This is a genomic window from Paenibacillus algicola (assembly GCF_005577435.1).
In the GTDB taxonomy this organism is placed as follows: domain Bacteria; phylum Bacillota; class Bacilli; order Paenibacillales; family Paenibacillaceae; genus Paenibacillus_AQ; species Paenibacillus_AQ algicola.
In genome coordinates, this window is sequence record NZ_CP040396.1 from 333,334 (window position 1) to 349,701 (window position 16,368).

The following is a 16,368-nucleotide window of genomic DNA, read 5'->3' on the forward strand; positions in this document are numbered from 1 at the left end:
TTATCTATCGAGAAATAGTAAGGGAGTGGCAGGGTGAAGCGTGCGGATTTTTTTTACATTTGGGTCGCTATTACCGGTTATATAGCGGGTATGCTAACGTATATCATTTCTCTCTGGGTAACGAGCGGCAGGTTTTTTATAAACCTGGAGCTGCTGATGACCTGGACGCTGGTTACTTTTTTTACAGTCGGTACTTCAATCTTTTTTCTTTGCGTAGTGCTCTTGAGGGCCATCCGCAGATATTATTTTTGGCTTCAAACAGCAGTGTTTATAGGCGTGGGGATCATTCCGATTACCATGGTTGCATTTATGATGGGCTCATTCAGCGTGAGCAATTTTAAATTTGTATTTTCGCCGGAGGGCGTTTACTTTCTCATGTTTTTTACAAGCACGGCGCTTATCTGCTCCTACGGAACCTGGGTGGCTCAAAAAAAGCTTAATAAAAAGCCGTTTCTCATCCTGTCCGCCCTGATTGGAGCAGCGTTTATCATCGTCATGAAGCTAAATGCGGAAAGCATATGAATTCTATCATTGAAGGAGGCGGGTATAGCTTGAAGTTTGAACTGGGACGCTGTTTGTTACATGAACGATTGCGGGAATCCGGAAAGTCAGTATCTTGGCTGGCCAAAGACCTGCACATGAAGCCGGAGCGGGTGCATGATTATATCGACAACAAACGAGTCATGCCGCTTAAAGCGGCAATCGCTATTGCCGATTCCATCGGCTGCAATGTGACTGATTTGTATGAAGTCACTCCAAGCCCGCAAAAAGCCACAGACATTGAGCAAGACTGACATCGGCGGTTCCCTTCTACGAAAAGCTTGAAGTCTTTACTTATATGGTCATTTAGGCATATAATTCGTTCAGACATCGAAGAGAGAAGAGGAACGCTTTAATGAATAACGGGTTAGTTAACGCAATCATAGCGTATATCATGTGGGGGGTGCTCCCGCTTTATTGGAAGTGGCTGGGCGACGTGCCAGCAGGGGAAATTCTGTCTCACCGGGTGGTCTGGTCGTTCGTCTTCGTCGGCATACTGGTCGCGGCCCAGCGCCGTTTTGGTGACATCAAGGTGATCATGTCGAGCCGTGCGCTTCTGCTGCCTCTTGCGGCAAGCGGGGTGCTGATCGCGATAAACTGGCTCATTTTTATATGGGCTGTGAACCATGGTCATGTTGTGGAAACCAGTCTCGGTTATTATTTGAACCCGCTGCTGAACGTCGTGCTGGCTGTGGTGTTCCTCCAGGAAAAACCGAACCGCGGACAATGGCTCGCCATTGCGATTGCCGGTATTGCCGTACTCATCATCGCAGTCGATTACGGACGCTTCCCATGGGTTTCCATGTCACTGGCGTTCTCGTTTGGTCTGTACGGCCTTGCGAAGAAGAAGATCAAGCAAGAGGCCTCGGTCGGCTTATTGTCGGAGACGGCTGTGATTCTGCCCATCGCCCTGATCTATTGGATGTATCTAGCGGCTGCGGGACAAGCAACAGCATGGACGCTGTCTCCAGCCATGTTTGTCGGATTGCTGCTTTCCGGAGTGGTCACGGCGCTGCCGCTGTTGTTCTTTGCCCGGGCGGCTGCCCGGATGTCGCTGTCTACGCTCGGTTTCGTCCAATATATTGGACCCACGATCATGCTGCTGCTGAGTGTGTTTGTGTTTAAGGAAGCCGTCTCGCCGCTGGTGCTTGTTGGCTTTGTGCTCATCTGGACCGCCCTGATTGTGTACGCGGCAGCCTCAGTACGCAGTGCAAGACTCGCTAAAGTGAGCTGACGGCCATACGGATTGGGAAGAGGCTGTGATAGCCGCCTGGAAGGACGGATTTTGATCCGTCCTTTTTTTTATTCTTATCCTTCCATCCCAAGTAATATATAATTCAAACTGATGACCCCTGTTCCTGATGAAAAACAATGGCTGTCCGTGGGAACCGTCAGCGAGGTGTAGATTTCCTCCAAACAACTGGACTTCATTCGATACGAAGGCACTTTGACTTTTCAGGGGGAGGCTGTGAATGAAGTGTTGGATGCCCCGAAGGGATTTGCTCTTACGAAAGAGACGCGGGTGTTCAAAAAAACCGAGGATGGAGTAAGAGAGATCGCGGCGATCTCGGACCTGCAGGACGGGCAGAGCATTGAAGTATGGACGCACTTCTTGAGCGACCATCTCCTGGGAGCTGCTGAAATAACGATTATCGATGGAGTGACGGCTCCTATATTTTGAGAAAATCCGAGGTGAGTGATGATTACGGTGCCTTTTCCCACTCATTAACAGGCGTATTGAAGCACCAGGTGGCTTTAACTTAATTATATCTGGAGCCGCCGCAGCCTCCGCTGGACAAGGGACTGCAGCAGCGGTCTGATTTGGCCATGGCTTCATTAAACAGACTTACAGCGTGCAGCACCTGTTCCTGATCAGAGGGGCTCATATAGGAAAAGACCTCGCTCAGGTAATCGTTCATCTGATGGTCAATAGCGGCAGCAATGGATTGCCCTTCAGGGGTAAGCGCAAGAGTATACACTCTGCGGTCCCGAGGATCCTGCTGCTTGATGATGAGATTCATTTTGATCAGGGACTGGGCTTGTCTGCTGAAGGTCGTAATATCCGTACCCAGCGTGTCGGCAACCTGCTGCATGGAAGGGTTATGCTGCCGGTCCACCTCATATAAAATATGGCTCTGAACCAGAGTAATATCGGTATCTCCCACACTGCAGCAATGCTTGTTCAAAAAGCCAAAGCGGCGGGTCATAATCTGAAACAGCTCGCGGGCATGCTCCATAGATTTATCATCTCCATCTACAGGGATCTTTGATTCTAGGATACCACAATCTCTGTGTTATACGGGATAGGCAGGTGCTCAGAAAGAAAGTCTGCGGCTGTACCCGTAACGAATTTTACACGATAATACTTGCATAATGCAAATAATTAGCGTAGCATGGGTAGCAGTGGAAGAGTAGACATGAACTAAACAAGGAGGAGTTACACATGAAACCGATTGAGTTCAAGGAAACAGGAGCCTCGTGCTGTACCCCGAAGGGAGCAGGGGGTGCGGAAACAATGCCAGCTGCCTCCGTAGTTCAAGCGGATGCGCCAGTGCAGCAGCACGCTCACCTGCCTGTAGCGATCATCGGGGCAGGCCCGATCGGACTTGCGGCTGCTGCGCAGCTGGCGGAGAGAGGGCAGTCTTTTGTGCTGTTTGAAGCGGGGGATGCGGTAGGACATCATATCCGTCAATGGGGACATGTCCAGCTCTTCTCGACCTGGCAGTACAACGTGGATCAGGCCGCGGCCCGTCTGCTGCGCCAGCACGGCTGGGAGGCGCCGAAGTCTGATGAGCTGCCGCTGGGACGGGAGCTGGTAGAGCAGTATCTGGAGCCCTTGGCCCAGGTGCCGCCGCTGAAGCCGCATATCCGGCTGAATACGAAGGTGGTCTCCCTGTCCAGAAGAGCCACTGACAAGATGAAGTCTGCCGGCCGCGAAGCATTTCCCTTCGTGCTGTATGTCGAGCAGGACGGTGTCACTTCCCGCGTAGAGGCAAGAGCGGTTATTGATGCATCCGGAACTTGGGGTCAGCCGAATCCGCTCCAGGCTGATGGCGTATGGACTCGGGAGGAGCGCTCGTGGGCAGACCAAGTGACCTATGGCATTCCGGACATTTCCGGTGAACAGAAATCGAGATACGCCGGCAAGCGGGTGGCCGTGATCGGCAGCGGACACTCTGCGATCAACACCCTGCTCGATCTGGCCACCCTGAAGGCCGAGGTTCCTGCGACCGAGCTGATCTGGATTCTGCGCAAACGCACCGTGGAGGAAGCCTACGGCGGGGAGGGCGATGACCAGCTGGAGGCGCGGGGCGCCTTGGGAAGCCGGATTCATCAGCTGATGGATGCAGGTCAGATCACGGCAGTGACACCTTTTCGAGTAGAGCAGGTGAGTGGCCAGGGAGGGAAGCTGCAGCTGCTCGGTACGGGAGCAGACGGCACGATGGTCATCGACAGGCTGGATGAAATCATCGTGAATACGGGCAGCCGGCCAGACTATTCCTTCCTGAGTGAAATTCGGCTCAACATTGATCCGGCGACCGAAAGCGTCGAGGCGCTGGCGCCCCTGATTGATCCCAATGAGCATAGCTGTGGCACGGTACGGCCTCACGGGGAGCGTGAGCTGCGCCATGGCGATCCCTACTTCTATACGGCAGGCATGAAGAGCTATGGCCGGGCGCCAACCTTCCTGATGGCGACCGGCTATGAGCAGGTAAGATCCATTGCAGCTTATCTGGCCGGCGATCTGGAAGCTGCGCAAAAGGTTGAGCTGGTGCTGCCGGAAACAGGAGTGTGCAGCGTTCCCCGCGCATCGTCGGACCCGGAGGACGCCTGTACCGCGCCGAAACCTGAATCAGGCTGCTGCGGCTAATGCCGTCCATGTCAGCCATGCCGTGACTGGAGGGCTGACGCGGCTTTGGCTGCAAGTACATCCAGGCTTTTTGTTCGATGACAGGAGCCTGGATTTTTTTTCATAACAGTAAGCACGGAAGAAATACATAATGTTCCTCTCCTTGGGTCATGATTTATACGTAACGAAAGGTACATAGGTACCTATACCCCGAAGGAGGAAATATGGAATGAAAAAAACATTGCTGCTGCTGATGACCCTGAGTCTGCTGATGATGCCGCTGGGCATGGCGAATGCTGAAGAACGAAAAGACGTCGTGGATACTGCGGTCGCAGCCGGACAGTTCTCGATCCTTGTCAAAGCGCTGGAGCAAGCCGGGCTGGTGGAAACGCTGAAGGGCAGCGGACCGTTCACGGTGTTCGCGCCAACCGATGAGGCGTTTGCCGCTCTGCTGAAGCAGCTGGACATCACTGCAGAGGAGCTGCTGGCACGCAAGGATTTGAAGGATATTTTGCTGTACCATGTGGTGCCGGGCAAGGTTCTGTCTACCGATCTTAAAGACGGAATGAAGGTCAAAACGCTGCAGGGCAGCGATGTAACGATCTCCACGAATCCGGTGAAGGTGAATGATGCAAATGTGGTGAAACCGGATATTCTGGCTTCCAATGGCGTCATTCATGTCATTGATCAGGTGCTGCTGCCGCAGCCAAAGCACAAATAAACCGGCTGTAACAGCCGGCTTAACATGAAACCATCCTGCGGGATGGTTTTTTTTGCGATTAAGTGCCCGGTGTGACCGAAAGGCCTCTTAAGATATGCTCAAATCGCTGCAGCAGAACGATTTCCTGGGCACTCAGGGTTTCAAGAGTGGCTTCAACCGAAGAGTTCACCTGGATCAGCTGATTCAAATTAACGAGGGAGGGCGTGATCACAGGAAGGCTGGCGGTTCCGAGCACGGTCTGCAGCTTCTCGGCCTCGGAGTTCATAATATGGGCCTGACTGAGCTCAGCCAGGGCAATGGCAGCCAGGTTAATGGCATAATATTGCTGCAGAGACTGAATGACGAGTATATTGGAGGCACCAAACCCGGTGAGGATGGGACCGCCCGGCTCACTTTGAAACTGGAACTCGAACAGCGCCTCATTGACATACTGCCCAGATGGAGGGACACAAGAAACCACCAGCTGGTACTGCACGATCACGGTCTGGCCCGGAATGATGTTCCCCAGCGGCAAGTTGGCCGGGGTTGCGCCGGGCTGCGGCACTCCGTCAACCGTGACACTGTTCGGAACGAGCGTGGTACACTCTGGTGAAGCGTCGAACATGACCACGACGGTGGCATCGGCGGTGCCTGTGTTAGTAATCTCCACCGTGTACGTAATGACATCGCCTGGACTGACTACAGAGACGTCTGCGCTTTTAAGTGCTTCAAACCGGGGGGCGTTGACGTCGATTTGCAGCCCGACCCCGTTAATGACATAGGCATCCCCGGAGGTCGTGCCCTGAATGACGGCATCCGTCTGCGCGTTAACCAGCTGGGGGGAGACGTCAATGTTCGTAATGTCATAGCCTTGTCTGCGGCCATCGGCATTGATCCCCAGCGGCTGATTGAGATTGCCGAAGGTGCCGGAGGTGTCGAGGGTTCCATCATCGCCGTTAATTTGGGAAGCAAAAAAATTATCAATCGGGTTATTGGGACCCGATACCGGTGTCAGCGTTCCTACCGTAGGCCCGAACAAGAGCTGATCCCCAATGCGGTTGGAATCTCCCTCCAGGGAGCTGACCTGCAGCCTGCCATTAACGGGACCGGTAGTCGGTGTAAAGAAGCCCGAAATATTAAAGGGTGTACTTCCGGAGCCGGTACTGACGAACTCACTGGCTACAAAAATAGACATGTTACGAATCGGCAGCGTCGGATTCTGATAGGCAACCATCAGGGTCCAGCCGCCGGAGTTGGTCGTATTGTTGATGGCAGAGGTCGTAGCCACAATGTCCCCTACCGTATAAGTCCCCGCGCCTGCTGCTTGGACAAGGGCGGTGACGTCCGCCGAGCGCACATACAATACGTTAAATATAGTAGCGGCTGTAGCAGGATCGAAAGGAATCGAAAAGCTGCCGGCCGGTGTTGTGAACGAGACATTATCGTTAATAAAAGCGGAAAGATCTTGTCCTGCAACATTATAGCTGCCGGACCAGATTAATTCCGCATACAGCACGGTACTCTGTGCGGGCAGCTGCAGCACGGCGCTGGCTGCATTTTCTTGAAAGTTAAGCGTTGTACCTGGAGGGAAATCATTGACCTGGCTCAGTGGATTCGGCGTGGCCATAGCCCCGATTGCATCCTGATCTCCTTGATTGTTCGTATTTAGCTGCTTACTGAGCCCGATCGTATTCCCCGTAAAGGTAATAGCACCATTGATGGTCGTGTCAAAACGATTAATGACGGCCAATGTTTACCACACCCCTTCTTGTATACTCCAGCTTATGATGCTTATCTCATGGAGGAGTGGATGTTTGCCAGCATACAGGCGTGGAAATGCTGCGGATGCTGGCAGCGATAGGCATCCCGCTCTCCATCCAGATGCTATAATAATAAGAAAAGAATATGCGGCCAGGTGCTGGCAGAGATACGGATCGATGAAGGAGGAGATGCCTTATGCTGAGAGTTGCCCTGCTGGATGATGAAAGGCCGGCTCTGAACGTACTGAGCGGACTCATCCGGTCTATGAAGGGGGTAGAGCTTACCGGTGCGTTCACCAATCCTGCAGAGCTGCTGCAGCAGCTGCAGGAATGCCGGCCTCATCTGGTGCTTCTGGATATCGAAATGCCAGGGATGAACGGTCTGGAGCTGGCAGCTGCGCTATTGGATATGCAGGAGGAGATAGAGGTTATCTTTGTGAGCGCTTACCACCAGTATGCGCTGGAGGCGTTTCGCGTACAGGCGGTGGATTACCTGCTGAAGCCGGTCGATCCTGTGCTGCTGCAGGGCAGTGTGGACCGGGTAATCAGGCGGAAGCTTGGATCAAGACCGGCGGTGGTGGAAGATCAGGAAGGGGCCTCAATTGCATGTCTTGGCGGCCTGGAGCTGCACAAGGCGGGACAGCCCGAGCCGGTCCGGTTTCCGACAGCGAAGGCGGAAGAGCTGTTCGCCTACTTGCTTGTACACCGGAACACGGACGTGTCCAAGTGGACGCTGGGCGATTTGCTATGGCCGGACATCGTGTCGACAGAGAAGGTCAATCATAATCTGCATATGGCCGTCTACCGGATGAAGAAGAGCCTCAAGGACCACGGGCTGGCTGTCCGTATTTCCTCACAGCGCGGATTTTACCGGCTGGAGTGTGACGACCCTTGCGATTACATTGCACTGGAGGAGGCAGGACAAGCACCCCAAGTAAACAGGGAGAACGTCAAGGCTTTAACAGAGGCGGTGAAGCTGTATAAAGGGCCGCTTTTTGCAGGCAGGGATTATCCCTGGTGCGAAGGTGAGCGGGAGCGCATGTCCCGCTGCTACAGAGCCTTGTCCAGGAAGCTGGCAGCCTGGCAGACCGGGCAGCACCGATATCATGAGGCGGCAGAGCTTCTTCTGCCTCTGCTGGAGGAGGCCCCTCTGGATGAAGAAGGGCATGAGCTGCTGCTCAGAGCCTATGACGGATTACAGCAACGGACTTCTTTTATAGCCCATTATGAAAAAATAAAACGCAGCTTCCGAGAGGAGCTGGGGGAGGAGCCGCCCCAAGGTTTGCGGAGGCTGTACAGCGACTTGCGGTAACATAAATTGGAAAGGTTGTTTTCGTCCTCCTTGACATAAATTATGTCTGTTGTTATGATAATGACATAAATTATGTCGTAGGTGCTATCGTAATGAAAAGATCTCAATCCACCACGGTCAAGACGGTGCTGGAATATATGGTCATGCTTAATGAGCAGTCGTATTCCGGTATTGGCCGTCAGCTGAACATTACCCCTCAGCAATTCTCAGATTGGATCAAAAAGCGCAGGCCCATTCCCCAGGAACGGCTGCAGGCGCTCGCCGCTTATTTTGGCGTCGGGGAAGAAGTGCTGGTGGACACCGGCCATTTTGCCAGCCCGTTGACGCCGCTGGCGAAAGTTCAGCTGCACATGCTGCTGCTGGATCAGAAGATTGCCCAGCTTGAAGGTGAAGGAGCAGAAGAAGAAGAAGATATCGCACCCTACCGTGACAAGAAGCTTCAGCTGGAGCGGGAGCGGGAGCACGAAATTCGGCTGGGGCGAGTGGCTGAGGCGCTGCAAAGAGACCATGATGGCCGCCTGGCCCTCCTCCTGGACCAGGTCCTGGATGAAGCAGCTGCCAAGAAGACGGAAGGCGTTGAGTCATAAGCTTGGCGAGTAAGTGCTAAAGGTCTATACACAAAAGCAAGCTCAGAGAGTCGTTATCGTTCACAGATGACGACTTTTTCTGATGCCCGCTCAATCTGTTTTTTTGCAGCACTGATTTGTTATATGAATCACGTATTTGTTATATAGAGCCGAAGCAGCGCTGGATATAATCAAGATTAAGCTATCGATATACATTCATAAGGAGGATTCCCATGAACAAAGGCAAAGCAAGCATTGCGATGATGCTTACCATCTTGATGATCATGACGATGCTGTCACCCCAGGGCTTGATGAGTCAGGCGGATGCGGACAGCGCTGTAGAAAGGATCAGTACGGATTTTGAGGATGGCACGCTCCAGGGCTGGGTGAAAAGAGGTGAGAATGAGAGCTTAAGCGTCACGAATGACGTGTACTACAGCGGTCAGCACAGTATGCTCGTGGAGGGCCGGCAAAAAACCTATCATGGTCCTATGCTGGATCTGAAGGATCGCCTGCTTCCCAATCAGGATTATCAGATTTCGGTATATGTCCGCCTGAAGGAGGAGCCGCAGGCAAACCAGACCCTGCAGCTAACGGTATTTAACAAGTCGGAAAGTGATAACTATGTGGTTCCAGATCAGGTAACCATCACGAAGGAGGAGTGGGAGAAGTGGCACCTGCTGGAGGGAAGCTACCGATACAGCAATGCTCCTTCGGAGCTGTCTCTTTATGTCGAAACGCCATACCGCACGCCAGAGCCCGTGGATACATTGGCTTTTTATGTGGACGAAGCTGTCATCGAGCCTGCTGCCCCTTTAGAGATTCAGGATCTCCCGTCTCTTCATGAGGTGTATGCTAATGATTTCAAGATGGGAGCGGCGGTGTACACCTGGCAGCTGGAGGGCTCCTATGCAGAGCTGTTGAAAAAGCATTTTAACAGCATCACGGCTACCTATGAGATGAAGCCTAAATTCATCTCTTTGGGAGAGGGGAAATATAACTTTGAAGTAGCGGATCGCTATGTACAATTTGCAGAAGAGAATAACATGGACATTCGGGGACATGCATTGCTGTGGCATATTGATGCAGCGGAGTGGATGTTTACAGGTCCGGATGGCGAGCCGGCAAGCCGGGAGCTGCTGCTGCAGCGACTCGATGAGTATATTACGACCGTCATGCAGCGCTACAAGGGCAAGATTGATGCGTGGGACGTCGCGAATGAAGTGATAGCCGACAACGGCGGGGATGAGAATGGTCTGCGGATAACACCTTGGTATACACAAATCGGACCTGATTATATTGAAAAAGCGTTTGAGTTCGCGCGCAAAGCGGATCCGGATGCCAAGCTGTACTACAACGACTATTACACAGAGGTTCCGTCCAAGAGAGCGCACATCTATGAGCTGTTAAAAACACTAAAGGAAAAGGATCTGATTGACGGGGTCGGTCTGCAATCTCACCATTTGCTGTATTCTCCTTCTATCGAAGAGGTTGAGAAAACGATCAAGCAATATTCCGAGCTGGGCCTGGATATTCAAATTACCGAGCTGGATGTCGATTCCGGAGTGAGCGTCGATACGCCGTTGCCGGCAGATGTGGAAGCCCGGCAGGGGTATCGGTATTTGGAGCTGATGGAGGTTTACAAGAAATACAGTGAACATATTTCCTCTGTTACTATCTGGGGACTTCAGGATGAGAAAAGCTATAACCGTCATGCCTTGCTGTTCGACAAAAATCTAAAAGCCAAGGATGCCTATTGGGGTCTTGCCGACCCTTCAAGTTTGCCGGTCATTCGGCAGGTATCTGCTGGACTTTCCGGATCGCCAGAGCAGACAGCTCAAGAAGATCCACTATGGAAAAAGGCTGTGAGGTCGCAGCTGTCTGAACAGGATGCGTTGCGTGCTTCGCATCAGATTCTGTGGGATGAAGATCACCTTCATATTAAGGTGGATGTCCAGGACAGCACCGTGAATTCCGGGGATAAGGTGGAGCTGTATTTCAATGAGGCGAACGACGAGTCCGGATCATTGGGGCCGGGTGTCCGGAAGGTAGTGATTCCGCGTTCTCACCCGGGACCAGAAGGAATCACGACAGTGGTTAGACCAGGTGCTGCCGGCTATAGCGTAGAAGCAGCCATTCCGTGGTCCACGATAGAGCCTCAGGCCGGCAGTCTGATCGGCTTTGACGTTGTCGTTACAGACGGAAGCGGCTCTACAGCTGCCCCGATTTACTGGAATGATCGAACGCTGCAGCAGGATGATGACACCCGGAACTATGGCCTGATTCGATTGGCCGCCATGCCCAAATCTGTAGAAGCTGTTCATGGATCGGCTGTCATTGATGGCGTAAAAGAAGGTGCCTGGGATCAGGCAGAGCCTATACTCGTTCAAAAGACGACCGCGCCAAAGAGTGCAACCGCAGAGGCTTGGACGATGTGGAAAGAGGACAGCCTGCTGATCTTCTTGAAGGTCAAAGACCCGCTGCTGCGTGCAGATGCGCCGGAGCCGTGGTTCCAGGATTCTGTAGAGATTTTTCTGGATGAGAACCATCAGAGAACGTCGTACTATCAAGGCGATGACAGTCAATACCGCATCAATATTCGGAATGAGCTTTCCTTTACTGGCGGTGCTTCTGCAGACCGATTGGAAAGTGCGGTAGTTACAACAGACGACGGCTATGATATGGAAGTGAAAATCAAGCTGGGTGCCGTATCTCCACAAGCAGGGCAGTCGATCGGATTTGATCTTCAGATCAATGATGATCAGGGCGAGGGAGTGCGGGCTTCAAGCAAATGGAACGATCCAACAAATGACTCGTGGCAAAATACGTCGCAATTTGGCATTCTGACGTTTGCGGCGCCAGTGCCAACTCCGGCACCAGTGCCAACGCCAGCGCCAGCGCCAGCACCAACGCCAGCACCAGCGCCAACACCAGCACCGGCACCAGCACCGGCACCAGCGCCAGCACCAACACCGGCGCCAACGCCGGCACCGTCCGTGCCGTCTGTCTTCAAGAGCGGTGTGGTGAAGAATGCGGCTGCCAAGATTGACGCTCTTGTTACACGTGTTACAGGCTCGCCAACGCGGGTAACGTTCCAGGACATCACGGATCACTGGGCCGCCAAGACGATCAAGAAATGGGTCCAGCTAGACGTTATTCAGGGCTATCCTGACGGTACCGTCAAGCCGGACAAAGCGGTAACCCGTGCGGAGTTCGTGGCGGTATTGTCCAAGCTTCTGGACGTCACGGGGACACAGCAGGTGTCATTCAAGGATACGAGCAAGCATTGGGCCCAGGCTTCCATTGCCGATTTCGCGGCAGCCGGAATTATTCATGGCTATAAGGACGGCAGCTTCAGACCGAATCAATCCATCACCCGGGAGGAAATGATTGTTATTTTATCCCGAATGATTGATCTGCCGAGCCTTTCGAGCGTCTCAGAGCATGGTGTCTTTCAAGACCTGCAGAACACCTATGCCTCCGAGGCCATCACTCAAGCGGCAAAATCCGGCATTATAACAGGAAAGGGAAATGACAGATTTGCACCCAAGGCGGAGGCTTCACGCGCCGAAGCCATGACCGTGATCTACCGTATGCTTTCTCTGGATCCGGAGATTAAAGCGCTGCTGGAGCAGCTAGACTAGCATTGGTGACAAGTACAGCGCCCCTGTGTGATTGGACCTGGGATTGTGACAGGTTCAGCCGCGCAGGGGCGTTCTTTTGTCGCTGCCGTGTTGTTACCGACCGCGAGGATATCAACAATTTGTTATGAATGCTGTCAATTTATCGTGTATCTGAAACTCCATGGACGATAAGATAAATGTAGAAGAACGGTTCACTACGGTGGGCCCAGAAGGGAAGCATGCTTATGAAACAAACGGAGGTAGTACACAAGCAAGACGCAACCGGGAAGAGCACGGCAGTGGCTGCTTCAACCCGGAAAGGCTCGAAATGGAGAAAGAACATTGTGCTCGATATGATGCTTTTGCCCGCACTCATTCTGACGTTTATCTTCTCATATATTCCGATGGCCGGTTTAGTGATGGCATTTCAAAATTTCAAGCCGGCACTGGGCATGACGGGATCAGAGTGGGTCGGACTGGAGCACTTTGAATTTCTGTTCAGTATCCCGGAGAACGTTCAGGTCATTTGGAACACAGTCATTATCGCCGGACTGAAGATGGTAGCCAACCTGGTCGTTCCCTTCATCTTTGCGCTCCTCTTGAATGAAATTCGCAGAGCGATGTTCAAGAAAGTAGTGCAGACGATCGTGTACATGCCGCACTTCCTGTCCTGGGTGCTGGTCGGCGGAATCCTGATTGATTTGCTCGCGCAGAATGGCGGCCTTGTCAACCAGACACTGACAGCTGTGTTCGGCATAAAGCCAATCTTCTTCCTGGGAGACGGAGACTGGTTCCGCTTTGTCGTCGTAGTCAGTGATGTCTGGAAGGAATTCGGCTTCAACACCATCGTGTTCCTTGCAGCATTGGCTGGCGTCAACCCTGCGCTGTATGAGGCGGCAGAGGTGGACGGAGCGGGGAGATGGCAGCAGACCTGGTCGATCACGATTCCTTCCATGCTGCCGATTACCATTGTGGTAGGAACTCTGGCTCTAGGTAACATTCTGAATGGAGGCTTTGATCAGATTTTCAATCTGTACAATGCCCTCGTCTTCGACAAAGGAGATATTATCGACACCTTTGTTTATCGCTACGGCATTATCGGAGGGAAATTCAGCTTCTCCACGGCGGTCGGTCTGTTCAAATCCATTGTCAGCTTTGTTCTGATTGTAGCCGCTTACCGTATGGCCTATAAACTAGCGAATTACCGCATTTTTTAGAGAGGGGGCCATCAAGACGTGTATCATAAATCCAAGGCTTATCAAACGTTCAATGTGTTTAACATCGTCTTCATGATTGTCATTTCACTTATATGTATCATTCCCTTGGTTCATATTCTGGCGGTTTCCTTCAGCGGCAAGGCGGCAGCGAGTGCGAACCTGGTCAAGCTGTGGCCGGTAGACTTCACCTGGGATGCCTATGTAAAGACCATGGCGAATGAAAACTTTCTAAGATCGATCTGGGTCACGGTTCAGCGTACCGTTCTCGGTACTGTGATAGGGATGCTCATCGTCATTTTTGCAGCGTACCCTTTATCCAAGGAGAACAGCAGCTTTAAACGAAGAAACATCTACATCTGGTATTTTGTATTCACCATGCTGTTCAGCGGAGGCTTAGTGCCTTTTTACATCCTGATCCGAAATCTGGAGCTCCTCAACACGATGTGGGTGCTGATCCTGCCGGGTGCGGTCTCGGTCTGGAACATGATCCTGCTGCTGAATTTCTTTCGGGGAATCCCTAAAGAGATGGAAGAGGCCTCGTTAATTGACGGCGCAGGGCACCTCCGGACACTGATCAGTGTGTACCTGCCCATTTCAACGCCTGCCCTGGCCACGCTTTCTCTGTTTACCCTGGTCGGGCACTGGAATTCATGGTTTGACGGCCTGTTGTTTATGACGGATTACGAGAAATATCCGCTAGCCTCTTATTTGCAGACCGTCATTGTACAACAGGATTTCAGTAAAGTGTCTGTCCGTCCGGAGGATCTGGAGAACATTTCGCAGAGAACGGTGAAGGCGGCCCAGATCTTTATCGGCATGGCACCGATCCTGCTGGTGTATCCGTTTCTGCAGCGGTTTTTCGTAAAAGGGATCGTGCTCGGGGCGGTCAAAGAATAGTCATGCTTATAACAATCGCCGGATTGGAGGTGAGGGACCGGATTACAGAGTCTCATTTGCACAACATCCTGTACGTGTGTACACATATGAAATGCTCAAGATGAATAAGGGGGTTCCTACCATGGCAAAGAAAATGAAAACCACGATCATGGCTTTACTTAGCACGGTAATGTTATCCAGTACGCTGGCTGGCTGCACCGGTACGAAAGAAGAACAGCCGGAAGAGGCAAGCACGGGTGAAGAGAGCTTCTACTCCGCTCCGTTCGAGAATGGCAAATACACAGAGCCGGTAACCATCTCGACCGTATTCCCGATTCAAAGCAACGTGAAATTCAAGAACGGGGAGAACATCGAGAACAACGTCCACACGAAGTGGGCGAAGGAAACGCTTGGCATTGATATTAAATACCTGTGGACGGTCACCGAGCAGAACAATGCTTATGAAACCAAGCTGCGGCTCATGCTGACCGCCGGCGAAGAGATGCCTGACATTGTTGTCTACCGGGGCAATCCTGCTCTGATTGCAGATTTAATTGATAGCGAGCAGTTTACCGACGCAGGGGAATTATTCGATAAATACGCTTCTGAATCTTATAAGAATGCTATGGCACAGCATCCTGAGGTATGGAATCCGTTAATGCGCGATGGTAAAAGAATGGGTGTTCCGATTCTGGAAAATGCCTACAATAATGATCCTGTCATGTACATCCGGGAGGATTGGCTGAAGAAGCTGAATCTACAGGCGCCAACCAATCTCGCCGAGCTCGAAACCGTCATGGATGCGTTCACGAATCAGGATCCGGATGGAAACGGGAAGAAGGATACCACGGCGCTTTCGGTGGGCTTCAAGAACAACCTGAATACATGGATGTCCGACTCCGGCTGGATCTTCGGAATGTTCGGCGCCATGCCTAACCAATGGAACAAGACGGCAGATAACCAGCTTGCTTACGGATCTGTTCAGCCGGAAATGAAGCCAGCCCTACAGAAGATGCAGGAATGGATGGATAAAGGCTATATTTCTGCCGAATCCGGTCTGTACGATGAAGTGAAAGCAACAGAAGCCTTTACGGCAGGAAAGTCAGGAATTATTGTCGGTCCTTACTGGATGACAGGCTGGCCGCTTCCGGATTTGAAAGCTAACGTTCCGGATGCAGAGTTTAAAGCCTACCCTCTACCGGCAGGACCGGATGGCAAAATTGGACGTCATGGCACGGCCATCAGCAGCGGCGCGGTACTGATTAACAAGGATATGAAGCATAAAGACGCGTTCTTCGTTTACCAGAACTATCTGTTCGATCACTGGGCAAATCCGGAAAGCGAGACCTTCGCGAACGGTTTTGCAAAAGGGTATGACTATGATTTGGGTCCAAACGGCGAAGTATACCGGGAACAGCAGAGCGACCAGATTCCTGGCGGCTGGGTAGATGCCATCCGTTATACACTGACCTTTGATGGTGCGATTGTACCAGACCTGTTAATGAACACCCTGGCGAAGCTTGCAGATGGTGCTGAGCCTACCAATCAGTATGAGAAGGTTCTGTCCGAACGCCTTCCGGAGCAGATTCAAGCTGCCAAGATTGTTGTAGAGCAACAGGATGCTGTGATGCCGGAAATGTTCACGGGTGCCCCAACCGCGACTCAGCTGTCTCGTGGAGACATGCTGGGCAAGCTGGAGAAGGAGATTTTGAACAAAATTATTTACGGCAAATCTCCGGTTGACGAATTTGATACCTTTGTGGAAAAATGGAAATCAAGCGGTGGTGACAAGATCACTGAAGAAGTAAACGCTTGGTACCAGTCGGTTCAAGTTCAACAATAATAGAGGTGCAGGCCAGAGAGGGCAGCCATCCAGGCTGCCCTTCATGCTCTATGTTCATCCTCAAACCTTAGGGGGCGTCAG

General features: G+C 52.1%; 14 protein-coding genes. 12 read left to right on the plus strand and 2 right to left on the minus strand.

What is annotated here, in order from left to right:
• Positions 1 to 33: 33 nt before the first annotated feature.
• The 4 genes from E6C60_RS01560 to E6C60_RS01575 all read left to right on the plus strand — a co-directional run bounded on the left by E6C60_RS01560 (position 34) and on the right by E6C60_RS01575 (position 2,221).
• Complete coding sequence (locus E6C60_RS01560) at positions 34 to 522, plus strand: hypothetical protein (protein WP_138224148.1); 489 nt, start codon at positions 34 to 36, stop codon at positions 520 to 522.
• 29 nt (positions 523 to 551) lie between these two features.
• Complete coding sequence (locus E6C60_RS01565; protein WP_175415138.1) at positions 552 to 794, plus strand: helix-turn-helix domain-containing protein; 243 nt, start codon at positions 552 to 554, stop codon at positions 792 to 794.
• Positions 795 to 895: 101 nt separating this feature from the next.
• Positions 896 to 1,774 (plus strand): EamA family transporter RarD, encoded by an 879-nt coding sequence (gene rarD / locus E6C60_RS01570; protein WP_138224150.1) that lies wholly within the window; start codon positions 896 to 898, stop codon positions 1,772 to 1,774.
• 234 nt (positions 1,775 to 2,008) lie between these two features.
• On the plus strand, positions 2,009 to 2,221 hold the full coding sequence (locus E6C60_RS01575) for a hypothetical protein (protein WP_138224151.1): 213 nt from the start codon (positions 2,009 to 2,011) through the stop codon (positions 2,219 to 2,221).
• Positions 2,222 to 2,300: 79 nt separating this feature from the next.
• On the opposite strand, the gene E6C60_RS01580 is transcribed toward E6C60_RS01575, so the two are convergent.
• A complete protein-coding gene (locus E6C60_RS01580; protein WP_138224152.1) occupies positions 2,301 to 2,777 on the minus strand; it encodes a MarR family winged helix-turn-helix transcriptional regulator in 477 nt (158 codons plus the stop codon).
• Positions 2,778 to 2,983: 206 nt separating this feature from the next.
• On the opposite strand from E6C60_RS01580, the gene E6C60_RS01585 reads away from it, so the two are divergent.
• Together E6C60_RS01585 and E6C60_RS01590 are read left to right on the plus strand one after the other, a co-directional pair.
• On the plus strand, positions 2,984 to 4,411 hold the full coding sequence (locus E6C60_RS01585) for an FAD-dependent oxidoreductase (protein WP_138224153.1): 1,428 nt from the start codon (positions 2,984 to 2,986) through the stop codon (positions 4,409 to 4,411).
• A 208-nt stretch (positions 4,412 to 4,619) separates the two neighbouring features.
• On the plus strand, positions 4,620 to 5,111 hold the full coding sequence (locus tag E6C60_RS01590; protein WP_138224154.1) for a fasciclin domain-containing protein: 492 nt from the start codon (positions 4,620 to 4,622) through the stop codon (positions 5,109 to 5,111).
• 58 nt (positions 5,112 to 5,169) lie between these two features.
• On the opposite strand, the gene E6C60_RS01595 is transcribed toward E6C60_RS01590, so the two are convergent.
• On the minus strand, positions 5,170 to 6,840 hold the full coding sequence (locus E6C60_RS01595) for a DUF11 domain-containing protein (RefSeq protein ID WP_138224155.1): 1,671 nt from the start codon (positions 6,838 to 6,840) through the stop codon (positions 5,170 to 5,172).
• 206 nt (positions 6,841 to 7,046) lie between these two features.
• On the opposite strand from E6C60_RS01595, the gene E6C60_RS01600 reads away from it, so the two are divergent.
• From E6C60_RS01600 to E6C60_RS01625, 6 genes are all read left to right on the plus strand, one after another.
• Positions 7,047 to 8,162 (plus strand): response regulator, encoded by a 1,116-nt coding sequence (locus E6C60_RS01600; RefSeq protein ID WP_138224156.1) that lies wholly within the window; start codon positions 7,047 to 7,049, stop codon positions 8,160 to 8,162.
• Between the two features lie 92 nt (positions 8,163 to 8,254).
• A complete protein-coding gene (locus tag E6C60_RS01605) occupies positions 8,255 to 8,749 on the plus strand; it encodes a helix-turn-helix domain-containing protein (RefSeq protein WP_138224157.1) in 495 nt (164 codons plus the stop codon).
• A 212-nt stretch (positions 8,750 to 8,961) separates the two neighbouring features.
• Positions 8,962 to 12,372, plus strand: coding sequence for an endo-1,4-beta-xylanase (locus tag E6C60_RS01610; RefSeq protein WP_138224158.1), 3,411 nt, complete (start codon positions 8,962 to 8,964; stop codon positions 12,370 to 12,372).
• 224 nt (positions 12,373 to 12,596) lie between these two features.
• On the plus strand, positions 12,597 to 13,568 hold the full coding sequence (locus tag E6C60_RS01615) for an ABC transporter permease (protein ID WP_138224159.1): 972 nt from the start codon (positions 12,597 to 12,599) through the stop codon (positions 13,566 to 13,568).
• 18 nt (positions 13,569 to 13,586) lie between these two features.
• Positions 13,587 to 14,465, plus strand: coding sequence for a carbohydrate ABC transporter permease (locus E6C60_RS01620; protein WP_138224161.1), 879 nt, complete (start codon positions 13,587 to 13,589; stop codon positions 14,463 to 14,465).
• A 121-nt stretch (positions 14,466 to 14,586) separates the two neighbouring features.
• A complete protein-coding gene (locus tag E6C60_RS01625; protein WP_138224163.1) occupies positions 14,587 to 16,287 on the plus strand; it encodes an extracellular solute-binding protein in 1,701 nt (566 codons plus the stop codon).
• Positions 16,288 to 16,368 lie beyond the last annotated feature (81 nt).